Source organism: Novosphingobium sp. SG754 (assembly GCF_013149315.1).
In the GTDB taxonomy this organism is placed as follows: domain Bacteria; phylum Pseudomonadota; class Alphaproteobacteria; order Sphingomonadales; family Sphingomonadaceae; genus Novosphingobium; species Novosphingobium capsulatum.
In genome coordinates, this window is the sequence record NZ_JABGCC010000002.1 from 502093 (window position 1) to 517390 (window position 15298).

Below are 15298 nucleotides of genomic sequence, written 5' to 3' on the forward strand. Positions count from 1 at the left end.
CGCATGAAAGAGTCGATTCTGCTGGTCGAGGATGATTCCTCCATCGCCATCGTCATCACCGCGGCGCTCGAGGCCGAGGGCCTGCACGTTGACCGCTGCGACAGCATTGCCGGGCGCGATTGCCTGTTGGCGAGCAAGCCCTATGGCCTGATGTTGACCGACGTGATGCTGACGGATGGTGACGGCATCGAAACGCTTCCCCCCGTGCGCGCGGCGTTTCCGCGCATGCAGGTGATCATCCTGTCGGCGCAGAACACGCTCGATACCGCGGTGCGGGCGAGCGATACTGGCGCGTTTGAATATTTTCCCAAGCCGTTCGACCTGGAAGAACTGGTGCGCACCGTGCGCCAGGCGCTGGGCGCGTTGGACGGCAGCGATCTGCCCGATGCTGCCGAAGACCTGGGGCAGGGCCTGCCGCTGGTCGGGCGTAGCGCGGCGATGCAGGCGGTCTATCGCATGATCACGCGCGTGTTGCGCAATGATCTGACCGTGCTGATCCTGGGCGAATCCGGCACCGGAAAGGAACTGGTGGCCGAAGCGATCCACCAGTTGGGCAACCGGCGGGACGGGCCGTTCGTGGCGGTCAACACCGCTGCCATCCCGCACGAGTTGATTGAAAGCGAGCTGTTCGGCCACGAAAAGGGCGCGTTCACCGGGGCCGTGACCCGCCAGATCGGCAAGTTCGAACAGGCCGCGCGCGGCACGCTGTTTCTCGACGAAATCGGCGACATGCCGCTGGAGGCGCAGACCCGCCTGCTGCGCGCCTTGCAATCCGGGCGCATCCGCCGCGTGGGCGGCACGGAGGAAATCGCGCTCAACTGTCGGATCATTGCGGCAACCAATCGCGATCTGGTGCCGATGATCGCCGCCGGCACGTTCCGCGAAGACCTTTACTACCGCCTCGCCGTTGTGCCGATCGAACTGCCCCCACTGCGCGAGCGGGCTGACGACGTGGAGGCGCTGTCCCGCCATTTCCTGGCGCGGGCAGCGGCCGAGGGATTGCCCCGGCGGCAGCTGTCGGCAGCAGGTGCGGCGCTGCTCGCGCGCCAGCCCTGGCGCGGCAACGTGCGCGAATTGCGCAATTTCATCTTCCGCCTGGCCCTGCTGGCGCGCGACGATGTGGTCGATGACGCCACGATCGAACCGCTGCTGGCCAGCGACAACGCGGCCCAGCGCGCAGGCGAGCCCGAAGCGGGCATCGGCAACGCCGCCCCGGCCGATTTCGCTACGGCGCTCGACGCATTCCTGATCCAGGCGCGTCCCGAGCCGGGCACGCTCTATGACAGCGCGCTGGCCGCGTTCGAGCGGCCGCTGTTCCTTCATGCCTTGGCGCAGACCGGCGGCAACCAGTTGCGAGCCGCGCAACTGCTGGGGATCAACCGCAACACGCTGCGCAAGCGCCTGGTCGATCTCGGCATTGCGCCGGAAGATGCCTTGGGTGGTCGCTGACGCGCCCCGTCCAGACGCGGTGTGTCATAAAAGCACTTGCATTTTTGCAACAGCAGCGTTGTAAAGGCGCCACGATGGTCGCAAATGCAACACGTTCGGGCAAACGACTGCCGCGCTGGTGGCGACGGCTGCTGGTGTCGCTGCGCCGCGCCAACGTGTTCCTCCTGCTGGAAATGACCGCCGGAACCGCGCTGATCACGATGCTGATGGTCTCATGGCAGACGGTCAGCGCCAACAGCGCCGCCAATCAACTGTTGCCGGCACGGCTCACCTCGGTCCTGCTCATCGGCTCGCTGGTGCCGGCCATGGCGCTGATCGTGCTGGCGGGCCGCCGCTTGGCCCTGGCGCGGGCCGCGCGCAGCGGCCTTGGCACCAGCGGGCGGCTGCACGTGCGCCTGGTCTGGCTGTTTTCGCTGATTGCGGCGATCCCCACGCTGCTGGTCGTGATCTTTGCCTCGCTGCTTTTCCAATCTGGCGTGGAATTCTGGTTTTCCAGCGATTCCCGCGGCATGCTGGAAAATGCCAACAGCCTGGCCCGCGGCTATTATGCCGACAAGTTGCGCGATGTCGGCCGCGAAAGCGTGGCCATGGCCGGCGACGTGCGCGGTTATTTCGACCAGGCCCCGATCACCAGCCAAGACTTTCTCGCCGGCTATTCCTGGCAGGTCTACAGCCGCAAGATGGACGAGAGTGCGATCATCGAGCGCGGCCGCGATGGCACCCTGCGCACCGCTGCAATCGTTGATCCCAATGCGAAGGACAACCGCGAGCGCGTTACGCCCGATGAACTGCGCAAGCTCGATGCCGGGGAGCAGGTCGTCGTCAACGCCTCAGCCGAGCGGATCGAGGCGGTCACCCCAATCGATCACCAGCGCGGCATCTATCTGTATGTGGCACGCAACTCCGACAAGCTGGCGCTGAGCCAGTTCGAGCGCGCCAACAGCGTGCTGTCCGCCTATGACATGCTCAGCCGCAGTGCGCGCGCGATCCAACTGCGTTTCAATGTCGCGCTGTTCGTGATCAGCCTGGCGCTGGTAATGCTGGCGGTGTGGGTGGCGTTGCGCTTTGCCGATCGCCAGGTTGCCCCGCTGGCCGAACTGGTCAAGGCCGCGCGCAGCGTGGGCAGCGGCAATTTTGCCATGCGCGTGGCACCGGTCAAGAACATCGACGAGGTCGGCATGCTGACCCGCGCTTTCAACCGCATGACGGCGCAACTGGAAGGGCAGACCCAGGCGCTGGTCAATGCCAACGCCCAGCTCGACGTGCGGCGCGTGTTCATCGAAACCGTGCTGGAATCGATCACGGCCGGGATCGTTTCGGTTGGGCCGGATGGCACCATCCAGCTGATGAACTCTTCGGCGCAGAAGCTCCTGCTCGAAGATCCCCGCGTCTCTGCCGATGGCCGCACGCTAACCGAAATCGCGCCACAGATCGCGCAGCTTGTTGCCAACGGCGAAAGCAGCGGCATCGTACAATATGCCCGCCAGGGTGAACTGCTCACCCTCGCGGTCAAGGCACGGGCCGATCGCCACGGCCACGTGATCACGTTCGAGGACATCACCCGCCAGCTGATCACCCAGCGCCGCGCGGCCTGGTCGGACGTCGCCCGCCGCATCGCACACGAGATCAAGAACCCGCTGACGCCGATCCAGCTGGCGACCGAGCGCCTCAAGCGCCGCTATCGCCGGCAGATCGTGACCGATCCCGAACTGTTCGAGGAACTGACTGCCACGATCATCCGGCAGGTGGGCGACTTGCGCAAAATGGTGGACGAGTTCTCCTCGTTCGCGCGCCTGCCCAAGCCGGTGTTCCGCAGTGAGGATGCCAGCGATCTGGTGCGCCAGGCGCTGTTCCTGCAGGAAGTGGCGCATGGCGAGGTCAGCTTCAGCTTTACCAGCGATGCGCCGGCCGTGCCGTTCCAGTGCGATCGTCACCAGTTCGGCCAGGTTATGACCAATGTGCTCAAGAACGCGGTAGAGGCGATCGAGCAGCAGCGCGCAAAGGTGTCTGACCTTGATTACCGCGGCCGCATCGCGGTGCAGCTGCATGCCGATGATGCGGCCGTCGTGGTCACCGTGATCGACAATGGCGTTGGCCTGCCGGTCGAGCGCGAGCGCATTCTCGAACCCTACGTCACCACGCGTGAAAAGGGCACCGGGCTGGGCCTGGCGATCGTCAACAAGATCGTCGAGGAGCATGGCGGCGACATGGCCTTTGCCAACGAGCCGGAAGGTGGCACCCGCGTGACCATGCGCTTTGCCCGCGATCCCCTGGCCCAGGCCGGGGGCGTGGCCCCTGCCAATGCACCGCCCGTCGATACGGTGGCTGCCGCGCCGCATTGATCCTTTCTGGACCGCACGATTCCATCAGGCTTTTTCCACAGGACTCAGAAATTCCCATGGCTCTCGATATCCTGATCGTCGACGATGAACGTGACATCCGCGAACTCGTGGCGGGCGTGCTCAGCGACGAAGGCTATGGCTGCCGCCTTGCCGGTGACAGCACTTCGGCCCTGGCAGCGGTGGACGAACGCCGCCCCAGCTTGGTCCTGCTCGACGTGTGGCTGCACGGCAGCCCGATGGACGGGCTTGAAGTGCTGGACGAGATTAAGAAGCGCGAGCCGGAACTGCCGGTGATCATCTTTTCCGGCCACGGCAATATCGATACCGCCGTTTCGGCCATCAGCCGCGGTGCTATGGATTTTCTCGAAAAGCCGTTCGAGGCCGAACGCCTGCTGCTGCTGGTGGAGCGGGCCACCGAAACCGAACGCCTGCGCCGGGAAAATCAGCGCCTGCGCCAGGGCTTCGTCGCCTCGGAAGAGTTCACCGGCAATTCGGCGGCAATCAACCAGGTGCGCGCCACGCTCAAGCGGGTGGCCAACACCGGCAGCCGCTTGCTGATCACCGGCCCGGCCGGGTCGGGCAAGGAAGTGGCCGCGCGCCTGCTCCACAGCTGGAGCCCGCGCGCGCAGAACGCCTTCATTACCGTCAATTCCGCGCGCATCACGCCCGAACGCTTTGAACAGGAACTGTTCGGCGAAGAAGCCGATGGCAAGCTGGTGCGCGCCGGCTTGCTGGAAATGGCCGATGGCGGCACGCTCTTCCTCGATGAAGTGGCCGACATGCCAGCCTCGAGCCAGGCGCGTATCCTACGCGTCTTGACCGAGCAGGCATTCGTGCGCGTGGGTGGCCATCGCCAGATCCGCGTGGACGTGCGGGTCGTTTCCTCCTCTTCGCGCCCGCTCGAAAAGGAAATCGCCGAGCGGCGCTTCCGCGAAGACCTGTTCTACCGCCTCAACGTGGTGCCAGTTGCGATCCCGCCGCTGACCGATCGGCGCGATGACATCCCCTCGCTGGTCGATCATTTCTTCACCCGCTATGCCAGCGAGCAGGGCGTTTCGCCGCCGGGCATCACGCCCGAGGCCATGGCCGCGTTGCAAAGCTATGACTGGCCGGGGAATGTGCGCCAGCTGCGCAATGTGGTGGAGCGCACGATCATCCTCACCCCGCGCGAGCGCCTGGCCCGGATCGAGGCCGACATGCTGCCCGCTGAAATCGTTTCCACCCGGCTTGGCGCCGATACCGGCACTTCGGCGCTGATGGGCGTGCCGCTGCGCGAGGCGCGCGAGAATTTCGAGCGTGAATACCTCAAGGTGCAGATCCGGCGCTTTTCCGGCAACATCTCCAAGACCGCCAGCTTCATCGGGATGGAACGCTCTGCCCTGCATCGCAAGCTCAAGCTGTTGGGCATGGCCGAGCGGCGCGAGGACGAGGAAGACGACTGACCGTCTGGCGGGCGTTCCACCAGGCTTTTACGCACAAGCGAACGTTTGCGACAAAAACCCGGTTTACGCAGCCGCAAAGCGGCCATAAGACAAGGTTCGAAGCCGGCCCATGGCCATTGCCGTGTCATCTTGCACCGCAATGATCGTGAGCCAGATCGCGAAGCCCCGGAATAGCGCCGAAAGGACCGGGGCCCGCCAATAGAACGGAGTCACAAGAATGACCGGAAAGACCCTGTCTGCGCGTCCCCGCGCCAAGTCCGAAGCCGCAGCCCCTGCCGAGGCCGCTGCGCCTGCGACTACGCCCGCACCTGTCGCCAGCGGCGGCGCCGTGAAGGGCCAGAACCTTCAGGACGTGTTCCTCAACCATCTGCGCAAGAACAAGATTCCCGTCACCATGTTTCTGGTGAAGGGCGTCAAGCTGCAGGGCATCGTCACCTGGTTTGACAATTTCTCGATCCTGCTGCGCCGCGACGGTCAGTCGCAGCTGGTCTACAAGCACGCGATCTCCACGATCATGCCGGGCCAGCAGCTTTCGGTTGCCCACTTCCAGAGCGGCAACGACGAAAACGGCAAGAAGCGCCTGTTGCAGGAAGTGTTCCTGTCGAGCGTGCGCGATGCCGGCGTGCAGGTTACCATGTTCCTCGTCAACGGCGTCATGCTGCAGGGCAAGGTCGCGGCCTACGACCTTTTTTGCATGCTGCTGGAACGCGAAGGCTATGTGCAGCTCGCCTATAAGCATGCCGTCTCGACGATTCAGCCGGCCGGCCATGTCGATCTGACGGGTGACTGGGAAGGCGAAGCGAACTGAGCACTTTCGAATTTGGACGCAATGCGGGTGACATCGAAGGCGAAGTCACCCGTGGCGCGCGCGCCATTGTTGTTCTGCCCGATATTCGCCAGCGCGGCGGCTTGGGCGAGGATGCCGAAGCGCGCCTCGAAGAAGGGCAGGGCTTGGCCCGCGCTATCGGCATCGAAGTGGTCGACGCGTTCATCGTGCCGATCCGCGCGGTGCGCCCCGGCACGCTGTTCGGGGAAGGGCAGGTCGAACGCCTCGCCGTCAGCGCCACGCAGAACGAGGCCGAACTGGTCATCATCGATGGGGCGCTGTCGGCAATCCAGCAGCGCAACCTGGAAGACAAGCTCAAGCGCAAGGTGATCGACCGCACCGGGTTGATCCTCGAAATCTTTGGCGAACGTGCCGCCACTGCCGAAGGGCGGCTGCAGGTGGAACTCGCCCATCTCGATTACCAGGCCGGGCGCCTGGTTCGCTCGTGGACCCACCTCGAACGCCAGCGCGGCGGCTTTGGCTTCCTGGGCGGCCCGGGTGAAACCCAGATCGAGGCGGACCGGCGGATGATCCGCAACCGCATGGGCCGCTTGCGCCGCGAACTGGAACAGGTGCGCCGCACCCGTGGCCTGCACCGCGAACGGCGCCAGCGCGCGCCATGGCCGGTGATTGCCTTGGTCGGCTATACCAACGCTGGTAAGTCCACGCTGTTCAACCGCCTGACCGGCGCTGCGGTGATGGCCGAAGACCTGCTGTTTGCCACGCTCGATCCCACCATGCGCGCCATCCGCATGCCGGGGGTTGAAAAGGCGATCCTGTCAGACACGGTCGGCTTCATTTCCGATCTGCCCACGCAGCTGGTCGCGGCGTTCCGCGCCACGCTGGAAGAGGTGACGGCGGCCGACGTGATTGTGCACGTGCGCGATATCGCCAACCCGGCGGCGACCCAGCAAAAGGCTGAAGTGGAAGAAATCCTTACGGACCTGGGTGTGATCGGGGAGGGTGGCAGCGAGATCCCGATCGTCGAGGCCTGGAACAAGTGGGATCTGCTCGCCGAAGACGAACGCGCCATGCGCGAGGCAATGATTGCTCATGGCGTGCCCGAGCAGAAGGTCGTGCCGATTTCCGCGATGACGGGGGAGGGCACCGATACCCTGCTCAGTGTTTTGAGCGACATGCTGACCGGGAATGCGCAAGTGCTGGAACTCACGGTGCCCGTCAGCGATGGCCAGCGCCTCGCCTGGCTGCACGCCCATGGTGAAGTGTTGCGCGAAGAGCCCAACGAAGACCAGACGGCGCTGCGCCTCAGCGTGCGGTTAAGCCTCGCTGATATCGGCCGCTTCACCACGCTCTGACATTTTCACCGCCTGCCACAGTGCTTCCTGTGCATCCAGGTCGAGCGTGGCAAAGCGTCCTTGCGCCAATGCCTCCATCGCGCGGAAACGCCGCTCGAACTTGGCATTGGCGTGGCGCAGCGCGTCTTCGGGGGCAATGCCATAGGCGCGCACGGCGTTGACGGCGGCAAACAGCAGGTCGCCGGCTTCATCCAGCTGTTCCGCTGTGGTTTGCGCCGCAGCCAGCTCGTCGAGTTCCTCGATCACCTTGGCAGTCGGGCCGGCCGTATCGGGCCAGTCGAACCCCACGCGCGCGGCGCGCTTCTGCAGCTTTTCCGCGCGCATCAGTGCGGGCAGGGCGAGGGCGACGCCATCCATCGCACTCTGCGCGCCCTTGGCGGCGCGTTCGGCCGCCTTGCGGTTTTCCCAGCGCTCCTCGCGCGATTGGCCGTGATCGTCCTCGCCGCCAAAGATGTGCGGATGGCGATCCTCCATCTTGTCGGCGATCGCGGCGGCAACATCGTCAAAGGCGAAATGGCCAGCCTCCTGCGCCATGCGGCTGTGAAAGACCACCTGAAGCAGCAGATCGCCCAGTTCCTCGCGCAGGGCAGCGATGTCATCCCGCGCGATGGCATCGGCCACCTCATAGGCTTCCTCGATCGTGTAGGGCGCGATCGAGGCGAAATCCTGCGCCAGATCCCATTCGCAGCCGCCGTGCGGATCACGCAGGCGGGCCATGATCGCCAAAAGGCGGATCAGCGAGGGAGACGATACGGCGGGAGCGGAAACGGAGTCAGACATGAGGCTGTTTCTAGGCGGCAAACACGCAAATGGCACCCCTCTAGCAACCCAACATGATCACTTTCCACTTTGGAAAATTATCGCTTTCCGAATCGGAAAGTCTGCACTATTGCTTTCCAACATGGAAAGTGAGGAATGACATCATGAGCGCAATTGGAAAAGATGAAGCCCGCGCCGCCTTGGGTGCCGTCGTTGGCGCCCAGCGCGAGCTGGCCACGCTCGCCTGTCCGCCGTGGCGCCACGCGGCTTTCGCCTTGTGCGAAGCGGTGCTGGTGGCAACGCCAGCGGTGGCGTTTGGCTGGCGCATCGCGCTGTTCGTGCTGGTTATGGCCGGGATCATCGCCTGCGTGATGTCCGACCGCCGCCGGCTTGGCGTGTTCATCAATGGCTATCGCCGTGGGCGCACGCGGCGTGTGGCGCTGCTGCTGGTGGTCGGTATTGCTGCGCTCTACATCGCCAGTGTCTGGGCCAGCTTTGATGCGGGCATGCCGCTGCTCAGCTTGGCGCTGGCCGTCATCACCTTTGGTATCAGCTATTGGGGCAGCGTGACGTGGCAGCGCGTGTTCGTGCGCGAAATGCAAGAGGCGTGAGCATGGCCACCGAGGCTGAAACCACGGCTGATCTCGATGGGCTGGAACCTTTGCTCCAGGCGCCAGCGCGGCTGCAAGTCATGGCAGTGTTGAGCCACGTGCAGGATGCCGAATTCGCCCGGCTGCGCGAGATTACCAAGTGCAGCGATTCCGTGCTGTCCAAGCATCTGTCGGCCTTGGCTGACGCAGACCTGATCGCACTGCGCAAGGCGCCGGTCGATGGGCGGCAGCGCACCTGGGCGCGGATCACCGCAACCGGGCGCACGCGCTTTGGCAAACACGTCGCCGCGCTCAAGCAGATCCTGGCGGGCGCGGCGGTGTGATCGGCACCGTCCTTCACGCGCGATCCGCTGTATGGATAAGATATATTATGTAAAATGCACTTGGCTTGAAGCCCGGATCAGCGGGCTTTGAGCCAGGTATATACCAAGGCCGTCAGTACGATGATAACGCCCCAGATCAGCGCCATCTGGAGCCGTGCCGGCCATTGCACGCGGCGCAGCGCGCCGTTGCGGGATACCAGCACCAGCGCCATGATCAGGCCGATCAAGGCAACGATGCGATCGGGCGTGATCATGGCGCTATCCTTTCAGTGCGCTCAAAGGCTGATTTCCAGGCCATCATAGCCTGGCTGGACGTTGTCGGGCGTTTCGCCGCACAGGGTGCGATAATCCATCGACTTGTCGAGATGCGTCAGAACCGCCTGGCCTGCCCGGCAGGTGTCGACCAGTTCCAGCGCCATCGCCAGATGGGCATGCGTGGGATGCGGCTGCCGCCGCAAGGCATCGACTACCAGCACGTCAACCCGATAGAACAGGTTGATCATCTCATCATTTATTTCAGAAAAATCCGTCGCATAGCCAATGGACTTGCCATTCTGGTCGAACCGGAACGCGGTTGATTGCGCCGGGCCATGGGCCATCTGGCAATGGCTGATGGCAATGCCGGCGACCATGCGCACGCGATCGAGATTATCGAGGTTGCAGATCGTGTGATAGCCGTGCTGCCCGGCAAAGACATAGCCAAAGCGCTGGCGCAGCCGGCGCACGGTCTCATCGGCGGCATAGCCCGGGATCGGTGCGCCGCGGCCCATGCGCAGCGGGCGCAGATCATCGATGCCGTGCGTGTGATCGGCATGGTCGTGCGTCCACACCACCCCATCGATCCGGTCGATTTCGGTGGCGAGCAACTGGTGGCGCAGATCGGTGGGCGTATCGACCAGGATGCGTGCGCCATCGGCGCCTTCCACCACGATCGCCACGCGGGTGCGGCGGTTGCGCGGCTCGGCCGGATCGCATTCCCCCCAGTCGTTGCCGATGCGCGGCACCCCGGTGGAGGTGCCCGATCCCAGCATGACCAGCTTCATGCCGCTGGCCTTTCGGCCTTGCTGAACAGGCGGAAGAAGTTGTCGGTGGTCATCGCGCCAAGTTGTTCGATCGTGACGCCACGCAGCGCGGCGACGAACGCGGCCGTATCGGCCACGAAGGCCGGTTCGCACTTCTTTCCCCGATGGGGGATCGGCGCCAGGAACGGGGCATCGGTCTCCACCAGCAGGCGATCATCGGGAGTGTCGGCAACAAAGCCTTGCAAGTCCTTGGCGTTCTTGAACGTGACGATGCCGGAAATCGAGATCGTCAAGCCCAGGTCGAGCACCGCGCGGCCAAAGCCGGCGCTGGCGGTGAAGCAATGGATCAACGCCGGGAAGGCGCCCTTCCCCATTTCTTCGGTCAGGATGCGCAGCGTATCGTCCTCGGCATCGCGCGTGTGGATGATCAACGGCAGGCCGATGTCTCGCGCCACCCCAATGTGCATGCGGAACAAGTCCTGCTGCACCTGGCGGTCGGAATGATCGTAAAAGTAATCGAGCCCGGTTTCACCGATGCCGATCACGCGCGGGTCTGCCGTGGCCGCTGCCAGCACCGCAGCGCCCAGATCAGCGTGGCTATCCGCCTCGTGCGGGTGGATGCCCACGCTTGCCCACACGTCCGGCTCGCGATGGGCCACGGCCACGACTTCTTCCCACTCCCGCTGTCGTGTCGAGATGTTGAGGAAGCCGCGCACACCGCGCGCGCGGGCTGCCGCCAGTGCCTCGGCCTGGCGATCAACCAGGCCTTCGTAAATGAGGTGGCAATGGGAGTCGATCAGCATCAGGCGCTCGCGCCTTCCTCGGCCGGCAGCTCAAGCCGTGGGAACGCGCCGACCGGCTGCGCCAGGGCTTCCCCGGTGGCCACGCGTTCCATGTACCAGCCCGCGTGGTGCAAGGCGCCATAGCCGCGCTCGCCGGCCGGAATGCCCAGCTGGTCAAGCACTTTGCCCGCTGCCGTTGGCACGATCGGGGCGATGGCAATGGTCAGGTCGCGAATGGCCATGAACAGGGTAAGCAGCACGGCGCGCATTCGTTCCGGGTCGGTCTTGCGCAGCGTCCACGGTGCCTGCTCGTCGATATAGGCGTTGCAGGCAAAGACCGCGCGCATCCACGCATCGATCCCGGCCGAGAAGTTAAGTGCGGCAAATTCGCGCGGCAGATCTTCGGCAGCGGCAGCGTGGACCGTGGCGAGCAGGACATCATCGGCATCGGTGCTCGAAAAAGTGTCGAGCTTGCCGTCCATGTTCTTGAAGATCATGGAAAGAACCCGCTGCACCAGGTTGCCATAGCTGTTGGCCAGCTCGGCATTGCAGCGCGTCACGATCGCTTCGGCCGACCACGAGCCGTCCTGGCCGAACGCCACCTCGCGCATGAAGAAATAGCGCACAGCGTCGACGCCAAAGCGTTCGGCCAGCGCGATCGGGTCGGTCACGTTGCCGAGTGACTTGGATTCCTTCTGCCCCCGGTTGAGCAGGAAGCCATGGCCGAACACCTGGTGCGGCACCGGCAGGTTGGCGCTCATCAGGAACGCGGGCCAGTAGATCGTGTGGAACCGCACGATATCCTTGCCGATGAGGTGTAGGTTTGCCGGCCAATACTTTGCAAAGGCGTCGGTTTCTTCCGGCCAGCCGAGGCCGGTAAGATAGTTGGTCAGCGCATCGACCCACACGTACATCACGTGGTTGTCGCTGCCCGGAACCTTGACCCCCCAGTCAAAGCTGGTGCGCGAGACCGAAAGGTCGCGCAGTCCCTGCGAGACAAACGCGATCATCTCGTTGCGGCGCGCCTCGGGCCGGATGAAATCGGGATTGTCGGTATAGAGCGCGAGCAGCTTGTCCTGATACTTCGACAGGCGGAAGAACCAGCTTTCCTCCACGGTCCATTCCACCGGGGTGCCCTGGGGCGAGAGCTTGCTGCCCCCTTCCCCTTCGACCAGTTCGCTTTCGTCGTAGTAGGCCTCGTCGCGCACCGAGTACCAACCTTCGTAGCGATCGAGATAGAGATCGCCGTTGGCTTCCATGCGCTTCCAGATTTCCTGGCTAGCGGTGTGGTGGCGTGGCTCGGTGGTGCGCAGGAATACGTCATAGTTGACGTTCAATGCCGCGCACATATCAATGAAATGCTGTGACATCTGGTCGCTCAGCTGCGCCGGCGTCAGATCCAGGTCGCGCGCCTTCTGCGCCATTTTCAGGCCGTGCTCGTCCGTGCCGGTCTGCAGGCGCACGTCGCGGCCCATCGCCTTGTGGAACCGCGCGATCACATCGGCGGCGATCGCTTCATAGGCGTGGCCGATATGCGGCTTGCCGTTGGGATAGGAAATGGCGGTGGTGATGTAATAGGGTTCGCCCATGGCGACAGTCGCTTCCTTCAGCGGGATGTTGCCCCCGCTCTAGTGCGCGCAGCCCGCGCCAGCAACCCGCCGATTTCCATAACCAGCAATGCCGGATCAAAGTTGTGCGTTGGCACCTCGCGTGCCAGGTCGACCAGATGCTGGTGCGCCGCAATGATTGCCAGACGGTTGTCGGCGCCGGCCTGCGTCACTTCTTCGGCCAGAACGGTGCGCGCCGCCTCGATCGTTGCCAGCAATCGCTCGCGATCGGGCCGGGCGCCCAAGGCGCTGCCCAGTTCGCCGCGCAGGCCCAGGTCGGGATCGCCGGTGCGCAGGATCTGGCGGAGCAGCGCCAGCGGGCGGCCAAGATCCTGCGTCGCAAAGGTCAGCGCCGCGCCAGGCGAGCCATGCGCCACGGCAATGGCGGCAGCGCGCGTTTCGCCATCGAGTTCGGGCGCGGATAATGAAACGGCTTCGTTCATTTCCTTGAGATCGAGCGGGCGGAAGCGCAGCACCTGGCAGCGCGAGCGCACCGTGGGCAGCAGGCGGCCAAGCTGATGCACCACGAGCAGGAAGAACGTGCCCTGGGGCGGCTCTTCCAGCCCCTTGAGGAGCGCGTTGACCGCGCCTTTTTCCAGATGATCGGCCGCGTCCACGATCACCGCGCGGCGCGCGCCCAGTGTCGGCCGGGTGTGCAGGCGATGGAGCATCGTACGGATTTGATCGACGTTGATATTGCGCTTGCGGGCATAGGGACGCCCGTCGTCACGCTTCTTCGCTTCATCATCGTTGGCGGGGAGCGGCTCGAGCACCAGGATATCGGGGTGATGCAACGCCGGTGGCTGCGGCACGCCCGGCTCGGCCACCAGCTTGGCTGCAGCTTCGAGCGCAAAGCTGGCCTTGCCCAGCCCTTCACGACCAGCCAGCAGCCAGCCGTGGTGCATGCGCTGCCCGGCCATGGCTGCGTTCCAGGTTTCCCAGGGGTGTTCGTGGCCGATCAGCATGCTGGCGGCATCCATGGCGCCAGCGCGTCAAGAATGCGTGCGCCGACTGCTTCGGGGGTGCCTAGCGCGGAAACGCGGGCAAAGCGCCCTGGCTCGGCAGCGGCGAAGCCATCGAATGCGGCGGCAACGCGCGCATGATAGGCGGCATCGCGCCCGCCGATCCGGTCTGCCTGGCCCTGGTCACGCAGTGCGCAGCGGGCGGCGGCCTCTTCGGCGGGTAGTTCCAACAGGATAGTGCAATCTGGCAGCAGCGCTTCGCTGCCAATGGCGTGCAGTGCCATGACATCGGCATCGGACAGCCCGTTGCCGCCGCCCTGATAGGCGCGGCTGCTATCGATGAAGCGGTCGCAGATCACCCAGTCGCCGCGCGCCAACGCCGGGCGGATCAACCGCTCGACATGGTCGGCCCGCGCGGCCGCAAACAGCAGTGCTTCGGCCCGTGCGCCCCAGCCTTCGCCCTGCGTGCTCAACAGCAGGTCGCGGATAGCCTCGGCCCCACGTGTCCCGCCCGGTTCGCGGGTAAGCACCGCGCCGATCCCGCGCGCGGCCAGGGCCTGGACCAGAAGGCGCGCCTGGGTCGATTTGCCGGCGCCCTCGCCGCCCTCGAACACCACGAAACGGCCGGTGGGACCAGTGCCGCTCATTGCCCGGCCATCGCGGCAAAGCCGTTGCGCAGGCGATCGAACAGCCCACCCTTGGCCACCGCCTCTGCCGCCGCCAAGGGCAGGCGTGCGTCGGGCTGGCCGGGCGCGTGAACCACCAGCGTGGCCACTTCCTGGCCCTTGGCAATCGGCGCGCGCAGCGGCCCCTTGTAACGGATCGACAACGTCGGGCGCACCGTCTGGCCGTGGCCGACGAGCATCGCCAGCGGACGCGGCGCCACCAGGCCGACGCTCGAAATCGTGCCGCCCTGCACCCGTGCGCTGCCAACATGGTCACCAGCAGCGAACAGCGGCTTTTCATCGAACGCGGCAAAGCCCCATTCAATCAGCGCGGCGCCGTCGCGGGCGCGGTCCTGCGGCCGGTCATAGCCGCCCACCACCATCATCAGGCGGCGGCCGTTGCGCTGTGCCGATCCGACCAGGCCATAGCCGGCCTCGTTGGTAAAGCCGGTCTTCACGCCATCGGCGCCGTTCACCACGCCATAGAGCGGGTTGTGGTTGCGCTGCTCGATCCCGTTCCAGATCATCGTTTCGTGGCCATAGAACCGGCGATAGAAATCGGGGTGGCGGGTGATCAGCGCCGTGCTCAGCGTGGCGAGGTCTGCCGCCGAAACATAGGTGCGGCCCTCGTCCATCCAGCCATTGGGCGTGTTGTAGTGCGTGTCACGCATGCCCAGCGCGCGGGCCTGCGCGTTCATCAGCGCGGTAAAGCCGGGCACATTGCCCGAAACGCCCTCTGCCAGCACGACGCAGGCATCGTTGGCCGAGACGGTCACGATCCCTTCAAGCAGATCGGCCACGCGGGTCTGGCTGTTGTTTTCCAGGAACATCGTGCTGCCGACGCCATGCCACTGGTGGAACGTTTCAGGCCCCATGGCAAAGCTCGCATCGAGCTTGAGCTTGCCCTGCGCGGCCAGTTCGAACGCGACATAGCTGGTCATGATCTTGGTCAGCGAAGCCGGCACGAAGCGGCGGTGGGATTGCCTCTCGAACAGCACCCGCCCGGAATTGACGTCAATCAGCAGGGCGATCGGCGCCACCACTTCGGGCGGATGAGCCGGATCGGCCGACACCTGCACGTGCGGAGATTTCATGCCCTGGGCAGGCACGGCAACGGTGGCCACAGCGGCCAGGGCAACGGCAACGGAAAGCAGACGGCGCAAGCAAAACCCCGAATTCACGATGGGACCAG

The 15298-nt window shown here is 64.8% G+C and carries 15 protein-coding genes; 7 read left to right on the forward strand and 8 right to left on the reverse strand.

The genetic code is table 11. The features are described from left to right. Window positions 1–3 precede the first annotated feature (3 nt). From FHW97_RS06795 to hflX, 5 genes are all read left to right on the forward strand, one after another. Window positions 4–1449, forward strand: coding sequence for a sigma-54 dependent transcriptional regulator (locus tag FHW97_RS06795; RefSeq protein ID WP_171798458.1), 1446 nt, complete (start codon window positions 4–6; stop codon window positions 1447–1449). A gap of 74 nt (window positions 1450–1523) precedes the next feature. After that, on the forward strand, window positions 1524–3791 hold the full coding sequence (locus tag FHW97_RS06800) for an ATP-binding protein (protein ID WP_022678474.1): 2268 nt from the start codon (window positions 1524–1526) through the stop codon (window positions 3789–3791). A 56-nt stretch (window positions 3792–3847) separates the two neighbouring features. After that, complete coding sequence (locus FHW97_RS06805; RefSeq protein WP_022678473.1) at window positions 3848–5233, forward strand: sigma-54 dependent transcriptional regulator; 1386 nt, start codon at window positions 3848–3850, stop codon at window positions 5231–5233. A gap of 217 nt (window positions 5234–5450) precedes the next feature. Then, on the forward strand, window positions 5451–6041 hold the full coding sequence (hfq, locus tag FHW97_RS06810; RefSeq protein WP_022678471.1) for an RNA chaperone Hfq: 591 nt from the start codon (window positions 5451–5453) through the stop codon (window positions 6039–6041). Then, window positions 6038–7375, forward strand: coding sequence for a GTPase HflX (gene hflX, locus FHW97_RS06815; RefSeq protein WP_171798613.1), 1338 nt, complete (start codon window positions 6038–6040; stop codon window positions 7373–7375). The genes hfq and hflX overlap by 4 nt, the downstream gene beginning before the upstream one ends. Here hflX and mazG read toward each other — a convergent pair. After that, complete coding sequence (mazG, locus tag FHW97_RS06820; RefSeq protein WP_171798459.1) at window positions 7337–8155, reverse strand: nucleoside triphosphate pyrophosphohydrolase; 819 nt, start codon at window positions 8153–8155, stop codon at window positions 7337–7339. The two genes, hflX and mazG, sit on opposite strands and share 39 nt — an antisense overlap. Window positions 8156–8298: 143 nt before the next feature. On the opposite strand from mazG, the gene FHW97_RS06825 reads away from it, so the two are divergent. After that, window positions 8299–8745 (forward strand): hypothetical protein, encoded by a 447-nt coding sequence (locus tag FHW97_RS06825; RefSeq protein WP_171798460.1) that lies wholly within the window; start codon window positions 8299–8301, stop codon window positions 8743–8745. 2 nt (window positions 8746–8747) lie between these two features. Then, complete coding sequence (locus tag FHW97_RS06830; protein WP_107716185.1) at window positions 8748–9068, forward strand: transcriptional regulator; 321 nt, start codon at window positions 8748–8750, stop codon at window positions 9066–9068. 77 nt (window positions 9069–9145) lie between these two features. Here the strand turns inward: FHW97_RS06830 and FHW97_RS06835 are convergent, their stop codons facing one another. From FHW97_RS06835 to FHW97_RS06865, 7 genes are read right to left on the reverse strand one after another with little or no spacing between them, the layout of a single operon-like run. Next, window positions 9146–9322, reverse strand: a complete 177-nt coding sequence (locus FHW97_RS06835; RefSeq protein ID WP_022678466.1) for a hypothetical protein — start codon at window positions 9320–9322, stop codon at window positions 9146–9148. A 21-nt stretch (window positions 9323–9343) separates the two neighbouring features. Then, the gene (locus FHW97_RS06840) at window positions 9344–10111 is read right to left on the reverse strand and encodes an MBL fold metallo-hydrolase (RefSeq protein ID WP_022678465.1); all 768 of its coding nucleotides are present in this window, start codon (window positions 10109–10111) and stop codon (window positions 9344–9346) included. Then, a complete protein-coding gene (locus tag FHW97_RS06845) occupies window positions 10108–10893 on the reverse strand; it encodes a TatD family hydrolase (RefSeq protein WP_171798461.1) in 786 nt (261 codons plus the stop codon). Before FHW97_RS06845 ends, FHW97_RS06840 begins: the two co-directional genes overlap by 4 nt. Beyond that, window positions 10893–12461 (reverse strand): methionine--tRNA ligase, encoded by a 1569-nt coding sequence (gene metG, locus FHW97_RS06850; RefSeq protein WP_168351037.1) that lies wholly within the window; start codon window positions 12459–12461, stop codon window positions 10893–10895. Before metG ends, FHW97_RS06845 begins: the two co-directional genes overlap by 1 nt. Before the next feature lie 17 nt (window positions 12462–12478). Then, window positions 12479–13459 (reverse strand): DNA polymerase III subunit delta', encoded by a 981-nt coding sequence (locus tag FHW97_RS06855; RefSeq protein WP_171798462.1) that lies wholly within the window; start codon window positions 13457–13459, stop codon window positions 12479–12481. Beyond that, the gene (tmk, locus tag FHW97_RS06860) at window positions 13438–14088 is read right to left on the reverse strand and encodes a dTMP kinase (protein ID WP_022678461.1); all 651 of its coding nucleotides are present in this window, start codon (window positions 14086–14088) and stop codon (window positions 13438–13440) included. Before tmk ends, FHW97_RS06855 begins: the two co-directional genes overlap by 22 nt. Continuing rightward, on the reverse strand, window positions 14085–15200 hold the full coding sequence (locus tag FHW97_RS06865; RefSeq protein WP_171798463.1) for a D-alanyl-D-alanine carboxypeptidase family protein: 1116 nt from the start codon (window positions 15198–15200) through the stop codon (window positions 14085–14087). Before FHW97_RS06865 ends, tmk begins: the two co-directional genes overlap by 4 nt. Between the last annotated feature and the right edge of the window lie 98 nt (window positions 15201–15298).

What these genes read in the sequence shown, in the direction of transcription:
- FHW97_RS06795 (WP_171798458.1), top strand. Translation starts at nt 4, where the DNA reads ATGAAAGAGTCGATTCTGCTGGTCGAGGATGATTCCTCCATCGCCATC.
- FHW97_RS06800 (WP_022678474.1), top strand. Translation starts at nt 1,524, where the DNA reads ATGGTCGCAAATGCAACACGTTCGGGCAAACGACTGCCGCGCTGGTGG.
- FHW97_RS06805 (WP_022678473.1), top strand. Translation starts at nt 3,848, where the DNA reads ATGGCTCTCGATATCCTGATCGTCGACGATGAACGTGACATCCGCGAA.
- hfq (WP_022678471.1), top strand. Translation starts at nt 5,451, where the DNA reads ATGACCGGAAAGACCCTGTCTGCGCGTCCCCGCGCCAAGTCCGAAGCC.
- mazG (WP_171798459.1), bottom strand. Translation starts at nt 8,155, where the DNA reads ATGTCTGACTCCGTTTCCGCTCCCGCCGTATCGTCTCCCTCGCTGATC.
- FHW97_RS06825 (WP_171798460.1), top strand. Translation starts at nt 8,299, where the DNA reads ATGAGCGCAATTGGAAAAGATGAAGCCCGCGCCGCCTTGGGTGCCGTC.
- FHW97_RS06830 (WP_107716185.1), top strand. Translation starts at nt 8,748, where the DNA reads ATGGCCACCGAGGCTGAAACCACGGCTGATCTCGATGGGCTGGAACCT.
- FHW97_RS06835 (WP_022678466.1), bottom strand. Translation starts at nt 9,322, where the DNA reads ATGATCACGCCCGATCGCATCGTTGCCTTGATCGGCCTGATCATGGCG.
- FHW97_RS06840 (WP_022678465.1), bottom strand. Translation starts at nt 10,111, where the DNA reads ATGAAGCTGGTCATGCTGGGATCGGGCACCTCCACCGGGGTGCCGCGC.
- FHW97_RS06845 (WP_171798461.1), bottom strand. Translation starts at nt 10,893, where the DNA reads ATGCTGATCGACTCCCATTGCCACCTCATTTACGAAGGCCTGGTTGAT.
- metG (WP_168351037.1), bottom strand. Translation starts at nt 12,461, where the DNA reads ATGGGCGAACCCTATTACATCACCACCGCCATTTCCTATCCCAACGGC.
- FHW97_RS06855 (WP_171798462.1), bottom strand. Translation starts at nt 13,459, where the DNA reads ATGGATGCCGCCAGCATGCTGATCGGCCACGAACACCCCTGGGAAACC.
- tmk (WP_022678461.1), bottom strand. Translation starts at nt 14,088, where the DNA reads ATGAGCGGCACTGGTCCCACCGGCCGTTTCGTGGTGTTCGAGGGCGGC.
- FHW97_RS06865 (WP_171798463.1), bottom strand. Translation starts at nt 15,200, where the DNA reads ATGAAATCTCCGCACGTGCAGGTGTCGGCCGATCCGGCTCATCCGCCC.